Source organism: Pseudomonas sp. R11-23-07 (genome assembly GCF_003852295.1).
Taxonomy (GTDB): domain Bacteria; phylum Pseudomonadota; class Gammaproteobacteria; order Pseudomonadales; family Pseudomonadaceae; genus Aquipseudomonas.
Window position 1 is genome coordinate 2,687,223 of the sequence record NZ_CP027761.1, and the last position, 13,166, is coordinate 2,700,388.

9 protein-coding genes are annotated in these 13,166 nt (G+C 61.3%); 1 reads left to right on the forward strand and 8 read right to left on the reverse strand.

From position 1 onward, the window contains the following. Nucleotides 1–3 precede the first annotated feature (3 nt). From efeB to efeU, 3 genes are read right to left on the reverse strand one after another with little or no spacing between them, the layout of a single operon-like run. Nucleotides 4–1,308, reverse strand: a complete 1,305-nt coding sequence (gene efeB / locus C4J84_RS12220; RefSeq protein WP_124370625.1) for an iron uptake transporter deferrochelatase/peroxidase subunit — start codon at nucleotides 1,306–1,308, stop codon at nucleotides 4–6. 13 nt (nucleotides 1,309–1,321) lie between these two features. Then, entirely contained in the window at nucleotides 1,322–2,524 is a 1,203-nt protein-coding gene (efeO, locus tag C4J84_RS12225) for an iron uptake system protein EfeO (RefSeq protein WP_124370626.1), read from the reverse strand. Nucleotides 2,525–2,534: 10 nt separating this feature from the next. Further along, complete coding sequence (gene efeU, locus C4J84_RS12230) at nucleotides 2,535–3,380, reverse strand: iron uptake transporter permease EfeU (RefSeq protein WP_124370627.1); 846 nt, start codon at nucleotides 3,378–3,380, stop codon at nucleotides 2,535–2,537. 168 nt (nucleotides 3,381–3,548) lie between these two features. Here efeU and C4J84_RS12235 point away from each other — a divergent pair, with 168 nt between their 5' ends. Next, complete coding sequence (locus C4J84_RS12235; RefSeq protein WP_124370628.1) at nucleotides 3,549–4,565, forward strand: AraC family transcriptional regulator; 1,017 nt, start codon at nucleotides 3,549–3,551, stop codon at nucleotides 4,563–4,565. Between the two features lie 829 nt (nucleotides 4,566–5,394). Here C4J84_RS12235 and C4J84_RS12240 read toward each other — a convergent pair. The 5 genes from C4J84_RS12240 to C4J84_RS12260 all read right to left on the reverse strand — a co-directional run bounded on the left by C4J84_RS12240 (nucleotide 5,395) and on the right by C4J84_RS12260 (nucleotide 13,071). Then, complete coding sequence (locus C4J84_RS12240; RefSeq protein WP_124435411.1) at nucleotides 5,395–5,919, reverse strand: hypothetical protein; 525 nt, start codon at nucleotides 5,917–5,919, stop codon at nucleotides 5,395–5,397. 218 nt (nucleotides 5,920–6,137) lie between these two features. Next, the gene (locus C4J84_RS12245) at nucleotides 6,138–7,553 is read right to left on the reverse strand and encodes an efflux transporter outer membrane subunit (RefSeq protein WP_124435412.1); all 1,416 of its coding nucleotides are present in this window, start codon (nucleotides 7,551–7,553) and stop codon (nucleotides 6,138–6,140) included. Beyond that, complete coding sequence (locus tag C4J84_RS12250) at nucleotides 7,550–10,729, reverse strand: efflux RND transporter permease subunit (RefSeq protein WP_124366953.1); 3,180 nt, start codon at nucleotides 10,727–10,729, stop codon at nucleotides 7,550–7,552. Before C4J84_RS12250 ends, C4J84_RS12245 begins: the two co-directional genes overlap by 4 nt. 15 nt (nucleotides 10,730–10,744) lie before the next feature. After that, nucleotides 10,745–11,986 carry a multidrug efflux RND transporter periplasmic adaptor subunit MexE gene (mexE, locus tag C4J84_RS12255; RefSeq protein WP_124362756.1) on the reverse strand — a complete coding sequence of 414 codons (1,242 nt, stop codon included), beginning with the start codon at nucleotides 11,984–11,986 and terminating at the stop codon, nucleotides 10,745–10,747. A 209-nt stretch (nucleotides 11,987–12,195) separates the two neighbouring features. Next, nucleotides 12,196–13,071 (reverse strand): LysR family transcriptional regulator, encoded by an 876-nt coding sequence (locus tag C4J84_RS12260; RefSeq protein ID WP_124435413.1) that lies wholly within the window; start codon nucleotides 13,069–13,071, stop codon nucleotides 12,196–12,198. Nucleotides 13,072–13,166: the final 95 nt, after the last annotated feature.

A 13,166-nucleotide genomic window follows, 5' to 3' on the forward strand; every position in this document is an offset into this window, starting at 1 on the left:
GTTTTAGGTGGAGGCAGTGGTTTGAGGGTGCGTTGCCGCAAGCAGCGTGCGCCCGATGAAATCGTCGGGCCCCGTGACCCCCGGCAAGGTGAAGAAATAGCCGCCGCCGACCGGCTTGAGGTATTCCTCCAGGGGCTCGCCGTTGAGCCGGGTTTGCACGCTGATAAAGCCTTTCTCCAAGTCAGCCTGGTAACAGATGAACAACAGCCCCATGTCCAGCTGACCGTTTTTATTGACGCCGTTGGAGTAGTTGAACGGCCGCCGCAGGATCAGGTTGGCCTGGGTCTGCGGAGTGCGCGGGTTGGCCAGGCGGATATGGGCATCGAGCTTGGTCAGCTTGCCTTTCGGGTCCTTGCTGTAGTCCGGGACCTGGGATTCCTTGGTGCCATCCATCGGCGCGCCGGTGGGTTTGACGCGGCCGATGATGCTTTCCTGTTCCTGCAGTGGGGTACGGTCCCAGCGCTCGACGAAGTTGCGGATGATGCGCACCGCCTGGTAGCTGCCGTTGGCCGCCCAGGCCGGTTCGTCACTGCCTGGCTGCACCCACACGATCTGGTCCATGGCCTTGGCGTCGTTGGAATTGGGGTTGGCCGAACCATCGCGAAAACCCAGGAAGTTACGCGCACTCTGCGCCGGCTCGCCGGGTTTGGCCGGCGCCTGGGGCGGTACGCTGCCTTCCTGTTTCCAGCGCACCAGCAGCAGGTCGGGCAGGTTCTTTACGATGTCGCGCAGGGCGTGGATGTTGGTGTCCGGGGTGTTGGAGCTGAACTGCAGGCTCAGGTCGCCGTGGCACTGCGAAGGTTCCAGCGCATCGTTGGGGAAACCGACCATACGCGTCAGGCGCTTGGGCTTGGCCGCGCCGAGGCCGAAGCGTTCATCGAACAACGACTCACCGACCGAGACCGTGATGGTGAGGTTATCCGGTGTCACCACCGGGCCGAGGATGCCGGAGTCGGTGGGCGGCAGTTTCGGGTCGACTTGAGGCACGGTGCCGCCGGTCATCAGGAAGGCGATGCGCTCGTTCAAGGTGCGGAACAGGCGCTCCAGGTCTTCACGGTCACTGGCCAATACGTCGAACGCCACGAGCATGCCGCAGGCGGGACGTGGGGTGACGATGCCGCTCTGGTGCTTGCCGAAGAACGCGTGGTGGTCCTGGGTCTTGTCACTGCGTGGCGCGGTGGTGACTTGCTCGGCGGCCGCAGCCATGGCCGGGCAGGTCAGGGTGCTACCGGCAATCGCGGCGCCGGTGGCGGCCATGCCGAACAGGACACGGCGACGTTGGAGGTCAAATTGTGCTGAATCACTCATGTATGCGTTCGTCTCACTGCAGGCCGGAAAGGCCAAGGGCGGGGTCGATTCCATCGAGTACGGCGGCCAGGGCCTTGGCCTTGTCGGCGATCTGCTTGCGCTGATCGGCGTTCACGCTGTCATAGGTGGCGTAGCCCTTGTCGACCTTGAAGCCTTGGAGTTCGGCATCAAAGGCGGCGAGGGCGCTGTCGACGGTGGGGAGCAGCTCGGCGGCGGACTTGGCCAACAGCGGCCGCATCAGCGCGACGACCTTGTGAGCAACCTCCAGATTGGCGGCAAAACCGTTGAGGTCGATGTGGCTGTAGCGTTCCTCTTCACCGCTGTTGGCGCGTACATCCGCCAGGCTATTGAGGTTGCGCACCACACTGCTCACCAGTTGCTCCGGTGGCAGGGTCTGGGCCAGCAGTTGCTGCTTGAGCGCGCTGACATCGTTGGCCAACCGTTGCGCGACGGGCGCCAGGCCGTCGAGGCTGCGCTGCTGAAACAGGCTATATTCCAGGCGGTGGAAGCCGCTGAAGGCCGGGTCCTGTTCGCGCTTTTCAAAATAATCGGCGCGGGCGTTGATCGCGTTGTCCAGCTCGGCCAGGCGTTGCGATGCCGGCGCCAACCGTTGATAGGCTTCGCGGGCCGGTACATACAGGGCCTGGGCCTGGGCGAGGTCGCCGGCATCGATCGCGTGTTGCAACGCGGTGACCGCCTTCACCAGTGCAGTGCCCTGGCCGCTCAGGTAAACGCGGAACTCCGACAGCGGCCCGATAAACGCCACCATCGACGGCTTGGCCTTGGCCTGGGCCTCGGATTGCGCAGTCGGTGTGACATGCAAGGTGCCGCGGGGGTTGCTCAGCAGACCGCAGGTGATCGCGTAGTCGCCGGGCTGCAGATTGGCATTAATCATCTGGCTCAGGCCGGGGGCAATATTTTCCCGCTCTTCGACGACCAGGACGCCGTCGAGGATTTCCCATTCCACCGCGCGGTCGGAGCGGTTGATGATGCGGAAACTCGCACGCCCGGCGGGCACCGTCAGGGCGTTGGGCTCGCAAGCGTGGCCGTGGATGGTCACCGCGATCTCATTCTGGTTGGCCTGGCGCTTGCTGGCAGCCAACTGCGCGGCGTAATAGAACAGGCCACCGGCGGCGATCATCACGACCACCGAGCCGGCCACGGCCCAGCGCAGCGCGCGGGACGACGGAACCGGTTGAGGGGTTGGGTTGGACAAGAGGCGGTCCTTACTGGCTGGAGACGGAAGAAGTGGGGGTGACAGGCTTGGCCGAAGGCGACGGCAGAAAGAACATCACCAGCGCCACCACCAGGTAAATCAGATAGGCGCCGAGGGTGCTGACGGTCGGCGCTTCCTGATAACCGAACATACCGGCAAGCACTGAGCCCAGCGGGCTGTCCATGGGCAGCGCGGCGCTGAAATCGAACAGCACGGTCTGCAGGTGATTCCACACGCCCGCTTCGTGCAAGGCTTGCACCGAGTTGGCGAGAATGCCGGCCGCCACCACGAGGATGAACAGGCCGGTCCAGCGGAAAAACGCACCGAGGTTCAGGCGCATGCTGCCGGTGTAGATCAGGAAACCGACGATGATCGCCAGGATCAGGCCGAGCAGGGCGCCGATAGGTGCACCCGGGCCCTCGCTCTGCTGGAACACGGCGAGCAGAAAGAACACCGTTTCCAACCCTTCGCGGGCCACGGCGAAGAACACCATGGCGATCAGCGCGAAGACTTGATGCCGCGAGCCGGCCAATGCGTGGTCGAGGGACGCATGCAGCGAATGTTTGATCGAGCGCGCCACCTTGCGCATCCAGAACACCATGGAACTGAGAATGCCCACCGCGACCAGTCCGACGATGCCTTCGAACAATTCCTGCTGTTTCTGCGGGAATTCGGCACTGACCAGTTCCAGCCCGCCGCCCACCAGCAGGGCCAGCGCAGCTGCGAGAAACACACCGATCCATACAGCGGGCATCCATTGACCGCGCCCGGTCTGTTGCAGGTAGCTGGCGATGATGCCGACGATCAACGCCGCTTCAATGCCTTCGCGCAGCATGATTAAAAAGGGAACAAGCATCGGGCACCAGGGCGTAACTAGATAGGAGGCTAAGTTGTAACATAATGATACTCATTGCCAAACAAGAAATATTGACCTTTGCTGAACGTGGGCTGAACGGTGGTGGCGAAGCGCAACCGCCCTTATCATGCAGGCCACCCGAACCGCAGCCGGATTGCCTAACAGCCCATGTCGGAAAAAGACACCATCTCTATCCACCTCGTGCGCGAAGCCCTGCTGCAGAGCTGTGCGCCGGGCGCGGCCACCGTCGAGGCGTTGAGCAAAGTCGGGATTGACCCTGCGCTGCTGGAACAGCCCGGTGCACGCGTGGCCGCCACCGCTTATGCGCGCTTGTGGCGTTTGCTCGCACGGCGCAGTGATGACGAGTTTTTTGGCATGGACCCGCGCAAGCTCAAATCCGGCAGCTTGGCGTTCCTCTGTCGTGCTGCTATGGCACAACCGAGCCTGGTGGCCGGCCTGGAAACCGGCCTGGATTTTCTTTCACTGATGTTTGAGCGCCTGCCTGCCCAGTTGGTGCGCCAACAAAGCCTGGCGGAAATCGTGTTGCTCGAACCGGAGCCCGAGCCCAAGCGCGCGTTCACCTATTTCACTTACTGGATGATCGTCCACGGCGTCGCCTGCTGGCTGGCGGGGCGGCGCATCCCGATCCTGGCCATCGAATTGCGCTGCGCACGGCCGGACTTTTGTGATGATTACCAAGTGATGTTTTCCGACAACCTGCGCTTTGATCGGCCACGCACCCGCATGATTTTTTCCGCCGAGTGCCTGGACCTGCCGATCAAACGAACCCCACAGGAATTGCAGCGTTTCCTCAGCCACGCGCCGGCGAATATCCTGGTCAAATACCGCGACCCGCAAAGCCTTGCCAGCCGCATCAAGCATGACCTGCGCCACATGCCCCCACACACCTGGCCGGAGACCGACGGCCTTGCGGCCACCCTGTGTATCTCCGCATCCACCCTGCGCCGCCGCCTGGCGGAAGAAGGCCAGACCTACCAGGGCCTCAAGGACAGCGTGCGCAAGGAACTGGCGATTGTGTGGCTGGCTGAACCGCAGATCAGCTTCGCCCAGATCGCCGAGCGGTTGGGGTTTGCCGATACGAGCTCGTTTTATAAGGCGTTTCGTAAGTGGAGCGGGTCGAATCCGGGGCATTATCGGAGTTTGATTCTTAACGACGCAACGTAGAACAATGATCGTTCCCACGCTCTGCGTGGGGATGCCACCCGGGACGCTCCGCGTCCGCTTTCAGCGAAAACTCAGGCACTTGCGCAATGGTGACGCGGAGCGTCACGGGATGCATTGCCACGCGGAGCGTGGGAACGATCAACGCCGCACACATAGCGCTGGTGCGGGACTAGGAAATAACTGACTAATTCCTACTCCTTGGTATGACAGAGCGGTCCTTCTTGTTTTTAGGATGTGACTGGCATACTTGGAACAACAAATCGTGCACCGTTTTAACCACGGTCTTACTTTGTGGTTATGCGCAAATTACAGATAATGGTGCGAAGCCAAAGTTGGGTAAGCCGTACGCGTTGAGTTATTAACCAACCTACGTAGGGTGAGCTTATGAGTCGTTTTATTGCATTACCTTTTGCAGCGTTGATATTGGTATCCGCTCAGGCATCTGCACTGTGCTTGAATATCTCGGAGAGTTTTAGCGGGACAGTAGAGCCGGAAACTGAAGTTACCGTACATGGGCCGTTCGTAATAACGGGTAGTAATGGATGTTCTAATGCGAATATTGAGGCAGTGATTTCAGCGGCGGGTGCGGGGAGAGCTCCCCAGATATCCATCGAGCGTGAAGTCGGCTCCTCTTGGACGAAGGTTGCGGCCAATCCTTTGTCTCCTCGGGTGTCTTGGCTGGGGCCTCTCGGTACATATAGAGTCAGGGCGCACAATCCTGATACCGGCTTGAAGGCCTTTTCCGGAACTGTCAGATACGGACGCTAGGCAGCAGTGATAGCAGTGTGTCAGAGCCCTGGCACGCTGCTACCTTCTTGTTGCTTCATTATCAGGCCCGCTCCTCCACCGACAAATCATGTTTTGACGAATTTGCGAAATACGCGAGGGCATTAATGGCACGATTGGCGTCAAACATGCCCTGTATATATTCCGGAATGCCCTGTGAGCGGCCTACGTCTGGGTTGCTTTTTACAAATGCAAGGTAGCCCTCCAGCTTTTCGTCGAACAGCGCAATTGCATTGAATTTTACATGCGTGTTCGTTTGTCTGCCGGTGGCGTCAGAGGCGCCATCTCCGGATATGAAAATCAGGAAAGCCTGCTCATCGATTACTTTACTATCGAACAACCGCCTCCCCACCTGCTTAAGCTCATCGGTGCTGATAGACGTCATATCATACTTCTTCAAAAACTCTTTCAAATCCGCTAGCTCGCCTTGCCGCCACATTCGCAGTTCGTCAACGGCGTTTGACTCTTCCGTGATTGTGAAAGCATTCGTGACCTTTTCCGGGTTCTTGATGACGAACGCATCGGTCTGTTTGGAAAGTACATTAGGTATTGTCACTCTCATGTCCATGTTCGTTTCCTTATAGATGAAGGGTACGTCCCGTTATCGACCTCTTTTGAATGATATTTAAGACATTTGGAAATTTGGGAAGTGTCTGACGGATAAGGATTACCAACAGGCAAAAACTGTTTGACTCACTGATAACCGGGCAAAAAAAAGCCCCGCAACCGAATGGATCGCAGGGCTAAAAAATGGCTGGATGCGACCAACCAAAGGAGCTCTTTACATCACTTGGCGGTAGCGACCACCGTATCCGGCTGCCAGCCACCTCCCAGCGCCTTGTAGATCGCAACGATGCCGCGATACAGATCCACTTCGGCCTGGGCCTGGGAGTCTTCGGCGGCCAGGCGTTCGCGTTGGGCGTCGAGCAGGACCAGGAAGTCCACGGTGCCTTCGCGGTAGCGGATCGCGGCCAGGTCGGCGGCGGCGCGGCTGGATTCGCTTTGGCGGATCAGCGAGACCAGGCGTTGCTGACGCTTGCCGTAGTCACTGAAGGCGTTTTCAGATTCTTCCAGGGCCAACAGCACTTGCTGTTCGTAGTTCGCCAGGGCGCCATCGGCTTCGGCGTCCGCGCCGCGCAAGCGGGCGCGCACGCTGCCGAGATCGAAGGCAGCCCAGGTGATGCTCGGGCCAAGGGCCCAGGCATTGGCGGCGGACGAGCCGATCTGCGAGCCGCGCCCGGCGGTGAAGCCGAGGAAGCCGCTGAGGCTGACCCGTGGGAACAGGTCGGCCTTGGCCACGCCGATGCGTGCGGTGGCGGCCGCCAGTTTGCGTTCGGCGCTGAGGATGTCCGGGCGCCGTTGCAGCAGTTGCCCCGGGTCGCCAATCGGCAGCGCCTTGGCAATCGCTGGCAGGTCTTTCGGGCTCAGGTCCACGCTGAGTTTGTCGGGGCGTTGGCCGAGGAGGGTGGCGATGCGGTTACGCTCGCGCACTTGCTCTGCCTGCAGTTGCGGCACGCTGGCTTCCACCGACGCAAGGCGCGCATCGGCGCGTTCCACGTCGAGTTGGTCGCCCACGCCGGCATCGCGCAGGCTGACGGTGATGCCGCGGGAGTCCTGCTGGTTTTTCAGGTTGTCCAGGGCAATGCGTTCACGCAGTTGCGCGCCACGCAGTTGGCCGTAGGCGTCCACCAGTTCAGCGATCATGGTGACTTGCAGCTGGTACAAGTCAGCCTCAGCGGCCTGCTGGTCGGCGTCGGTGGCTTCCAGGTTGCGCTGGATGCGACCGAACAGGTCCAGTTCCCAGGCCATGTCCAGGCCGAGGTCGTAGCGCTCGGTCTTGACGCGGCGGGTGGTCTGGCCGGGAATCTGGCCCTTGCCCTGGTCACTGCTGACGCGGCTGGTGATGGTCGGCATGGCGTCGTTGCTGGCGTCATCGCGGATCGCACGGGACGCACGCAGACGGGCAAAGGCGACGCGCAGGTCGCGGTTGCCCTGCAGCGACTGGGTGACCAACTGGTTGAGGGTCGGGTCCTCGAACTGCTGCCACCAGATGCCTTCGAACCTGGCATGGTCATATTGCTTGGCATTGGCGGCGGCCGTGATGTTGGCCGCCTCCGGGGTCTGGGCTTTGTAGTCCGGGCCCACGGCACAGGCGCTCAGCGCCAGTACCAGCAAGCTCGGCAGGAATACTTTCACGCTCATTGCTGTGTCTCCAGCTTCAAGGCCTTGGCCGCTTTGCGTGCTTCGCTGCGCTCCACATAGCGACGGATCAGTACGTAGAACACCGGCGTCAGCAACAGACCGAAGAAGGTCACCCCGATCATCCCGGAGAACACCGCCACGCCCATGGCATGCCGCATCTCGGCACCGGCACCGCTGGACAACACCAGTGGCACCACACCCATGATGAAGGCGAACGAGGTCATCAGGATCGGCCGCAGACGCAAGCGGCAGGCTTCCAGTACCGCGGCGAGCGGGTCGAGGCCTTCCTGCTGTTTATCCTTGGCGAACTCGACGATCAGGATCGCGTTCTTGCAGGCCAGGCCCACCAGTACGATCAGGCCGATCTGGGTGAAGATGTTGTTGTCGCCGCCGGAGATGATCACCCCGGTGATGGCCGACAGCAGCGTCATCGGTACGATCAGGATCACCGCCAATGGCAGGCTCCAGCTTTCGTATTGGGCGGCCAGTACCAGGAACGCCAGCAGTACGCAGAGCGGGAACACGAACAGCGCGGTGTTGCCCGAGAGGATTTGCTGATAGGTCAGGTCGGTCCACTCGTAGGTCATGCCGTTGGGCAGTTCATCCTTGAGCAGTTTTTCAATCGCGGCCTGGGCCTGGCCGGAGCTGTAGCCCGGTGCGGCGTTGCCGTTGATTTCAGCGGTGATAAAGCCGTTGTAGTGCATCACGCGGTCCGGCCCCGAGGTGTCGCTGACCTTGATGAAGGTCGCCAGGGGGATCATCTCGCCTTTGTTGTTACGCACTTTCAGCTGGCCGATCTGGTCGGAGTCCTGGCGGAACTGTTGCTCGGCCTGCACGTTGACCTGGTAGGTACGCCCGAAGCGGTTGAAGTCGTTGGCGTACAACGAACCCAGGTAGACCTGCAGCGTGTCGAAGATGTCGCTGATTGCCACGCCGTGGGTCTTGGCCTTTTCACGGTCGATGGCGGCATCGACCTGCGGCACGTTGACTGTGTAGCTGGTGAACAGGCCGAACAGCTCAGGCACGCCGTGGCTTTTGGTGATGACGTTCTGCACTTCTTTATACAGCTCGTCATAGCCGAGGTTGCCACGGTCTTCGATCTGCAGGCGGAACCCGCCGATCGTGCCCAGGCCTTGTACCGGCGGCGGCGGGAAGATCGCCATATAGGCTTCTTCGATACTGGCGTACTGGCCGTTCAGCGCACCGGCAATCGCACCCGCTGACATGCTCGCGTCTTTACGCTCGTCAAACGGTTTCAGGGTGACGAATACGATGCCGCTGTTCGGGCTATTGGTGAAACCGTTGATCGACAGGCCAGGGAACGCAATCGCGCTTTCCACGCCGGGTTGCTTCAGAGCGATGTCCGACATGCGCTTCATCACGCTTTCGGTACGGTCCAGGCTCGCGGCGTCGGGCAGTTGGGCGAAGGCCACCAGGTATTGCTTGTCCTGGGCCGGCACGAAACCGGTCGGCGTGTGGGCAAACCCGAAGAACGTCAGCACCATCAGGCCGGCGTACACGAACAGGGCGATACCCGTGCCGCGAATCACCCGGCGCACGGTACCGACGTAGCCATGGCTGGCCTTTTCGAAAAAGCGGTTGAAGGGACGGAACAGCCAGCCGCCGAAGAGCTTGTCGAGGAACCTGGAAAAACGGTCCTTCGGTGCGTCATGGGCGCGCAGCAACACGGCCGCCAGGGCAGGGGACAGCGTCAACGAGTTGAATGCCGAGATCACCGTCGAGATGGCAATGGTCAAGGCGAACTGTTTGTAGAACTGTCCGGTCAAGCCACTGATAAAGGCGGCCGGAATGAACACCGCACACAGCACCAGCGCCGTGGCGACGATCGGGCCGGTCACTTCGCGCATGGCTTTTTCGGTGGCCGGGAACGGCTCCAGGCCCAGTTCGATATTACGTTCGACGTTCTCCACCACCACGATGGCGTCGTCGACCACGATGCCGATGGCCAGTACCAAACCGAACAGCGACAAGGCATTGAGTGAGAACCCGAACAGGTGCATCACCGCAAACGTACCGATCAACGATACCGGCACCGCCACCAATGGAATGATCGAGGCGCGCCAGGTCTGCAGGAACAGGATCACCACCAGCACCACGAGGATCAGCGCTTCAAACAGGGTGTGCACCACCGCTTCGATGGAGCCGCGTACAAAGATCGTAGGATCATAGGCGATGCGGTAATCCATGCCGGCCGGGAAGCCCTTTTTCAGCTCGGCCATCTTGGCGCGCACATCGTTGGAGATATCGATGGCGTTGGAGCCTGGCCGCTGGAAAATCGGAATCGCGACGGCAGGCTGGTTATCGATCAGCGAGCGCAGCGCATATTGGCTGGAGCCCAGCTCGACCCGGGCGATGTCCTTCAGACGGGTGATCTCACCGTTGGCGCCGGCGCGAATCACAATGTTCTCGAACTCTTCCTCGGTGACGAGGCGGCCCTGGGTATTCACCGACAACTGGAAGCTGGTGTCACTCGGCGCCGGCTGGGCGCCCAGGGCACCGGCGGCCACCTGGCGGTTCTGTTCGCGGATCGCGTTGACCACATCGGTTGCGGTCAGGTTGCGCGAAGCGGTCTTGTTCGGGTCCAGCCAGACGCGCAGCGAGTAGTCGCCCATGCCGAACAACTGCACGTCGCCGACGCCGCCCAGGCGGGCCAGCTCATCCTTGATATTGAGGATCGCGTAGTTGGACAGGTACAGCATGTCGTAGCGCTGATCCGGGGAGGTCAAGTGCACCACCATGGTCAGGTCGGGAGAGGCCTTGTCCACGGTGATACCGATGCGCGTTACTTCCTCAGGCAGTTTTGGCTGAGTCCGCGTCACCCGGTTTTGCACCTGCACCTGCGCGTTGTCCAGGTCGGTGCCCAGGGCGAAGGTGATGGTCAGGGTCAGCTTGCCGTCGGCGGTCGACTGCGAAGACATGTACAACATGTTCTCGACGCCGGTAATGGCTTGCTCCAGCGGAGCCGCCACGGTTTCGCCGATGACTTTCGGGTTGGCACCGGGGAAGTTGGCGCGTACCACCACGGTCGGCGGTACCACTTCCGGGTATTCGCTGATGGGCAGTTGGAACAGCGAGATTGCACCGGCGATCAGGATCAACAGCGACAGCACCGCTGCGAAGATCGGCCGCGAAATGAAGAACTTGGAAAAATTCATCTTGAGTCGTATCCCTTAACCGCGTGGAGTCGCGCTGCTGGCGAGCTTGGGCGCGGGTTTTTCCGGCGCCACTTGCTCCAGGTTGCTGGCTTCAAGCGCTTGTCGTTGTTGGGCCAAGGCGGCGAGGGTTTCCTGGCTGGCCATCGGAATGGTTTCCGGTGCGACCGGCGAACCTGGGCGTGCGCGCTGCAGGCCCTTGACGATAATGGTGTCGTCCTTGTTCAAGCCGCTGCGCACGATGCGCAGGCCTTCGATCTTCGGGCCCAGTTCGACGGCGCGATAGGCGGGCTTGTCGCCCTCCATCACCAGCACGAACTTCTTGCCTAGGTCGGTGCCCACCGCTTCGTCGTTGATCAGCACGGCGGAGTAGGTGCCGCTGCCCACCAGCTTCAAGCGCGCATACAGGCCAGGGGTGTATTCGCCCTTGCTGTTATCGAACACCGCGCGCCCACGGATGGTACCGGTGGCCGGGTTGACCTGGTTATCGACGAAGTTCATCTGGCCCAGGTGCGGGTTGCCGGTTTCATTCGACAGGCCCAGGTACACCGGAGTGGTTGCGCCGCGACGGCCTTGGCGGGCCAGCTCGGTGTACTTGAGGAACACCCGTTCATCGGCGTCGAAGTAGGCGTAGACCTTGTCGGTGGAGACCACGCTGGTCAGCGCGGTGGTGTCGGCGGTCACCAGGTTGCCGGCGGTGATCTCGGCGCGGCTGACGCGGCCGCTGATCGGCGACGTGACGCGGGTGAAGCTCAGGTTCAACTTGGCCAGGTCCAACTGCGCCTGGATCCCGGCAACAGCGGCGCGGGCTTCCTGGGCGGCGGTGGTGCGCGAGTCGGCCAGTTCGGCGGAGATCGCATTGCTCTGGCGCAGGCGGTCGCCGCGTTGCGCTTCGTTATCGCTGCGGGTGGCGGCGGCCTTCGTTTGCGCAAGCTGGGCTTCGAGGCGGCGTACCTCGGCCTGGAACGGACGTGGATCGATCTGGAACAGCAGGTCGCCTTTCTTGACCAAAGCGCCTTCGGTGAAAGCGACTTGGTCAATCTGGCCCGACACGCGTGGACGAATCTGTACGGTTTCCGGTGCTTCCAGGCGCCCGGTGAATTCATCCCACTCGTTGACCGGCTGCTCGAGCACCTTGGCCACGCTGACTTTCGCCGCTGGCATGGCGGCCGCTTGGTCCGGGGTCTTGCCGCACGCGCTCATCACCACCACGGCCAGGATCGCCAGGGGGAAGCGCAAATGTTTGAGTGACTGTTCCATGAGGTGCATCCGCCAATGTATTGAGATGGGCGGATCATGCGCGGGGAGACGGTATGTCACGAATCGAATGAAGCAAAGGTAACTATCATTCGGAATGATATAAGCGCGCGGACAGCCCACCAGCATGGGGGTTTCGTTAGGGTGCTATCAATGCCCTTGATGGCAACAGTCTATTGCGCAGGCTGCAAGAGACTCACGCGAGAGCGCCGTTATCCCTTCAACGCCAACGCCATACCCGGATAGTGGGCGCAGATGAACTCAACAAACGCGCGAACCTTCGGCGCGGCAAGGCGCCTGGATGTATGCAGCACCCACAGCGCGGGTTCCATTCCGTGCACAGTGCCCCACTGGACCAACTCACCACGGGCAAGCTGGCTTCCGGCAATGGACTGTGGAATCAGAGCGGCGCCGGCGCCGGCGACAGCTGCATCCCGCACCATCAATAACGAAGAGAAACGTAGCTTCGGGTTGGGCTCAAGCACCAGCTCCCCGCCATCGAGATGCCAGTGGGTGGGCTCGAAACTCGACGTCACGATAGCGGCAACGGGCCGGATCGCGCCGGGCGGCGGCTTGAGCACCTCCGGCGCCGCGACCACGATCAGTCGGTCTTTGGCGAAGCAACGGCCAACCAGGCTGCTGTCCGGGCTGGGATTGATGCGGATGGCAACGTCAAAGCGTTCCTCTACAAGGTCAACCAGGCGATCCTCGGCGACGACTTCGATCTCGACTTCTGGGTAAGCGGCGCAGAACTCGGCGCCAATGCGCCCCATTGCAAGCTGCGAGAACAAAACCGGGGCAGCCACGCGCAAGCGTCCGCGCGGTGTCGAGATGCCCTCGCGGGCCGCCGTCAAGGCTTCGATCACCTCGCCCAGCGGACCTTCCGTGCGCGTCATCAGCACTTCCCCGGCTTCAGTGAGTTTAAGGCCGCGTGCGCTGCGCTCGATCAGCCTGACGCCCAGCTGTTCTTCCAAGTCAGCGATGCGGCGCGACAAGGTCGCCTTGGCTATACCGCTCGCACGGCTGGCCTTTCCGAGCCCTTCATTGGTGGCGACGAGGGCAAAATCGATCAGTGCGTTCAGGTTCATGGTGTTCCACTTTTGAAACGAAGTGTCTGGATTTTGGCATCTGTGCTCCGCTTGCGCAACAGCATATCGTTGAACACATCGCAGCGAGCGTTGCG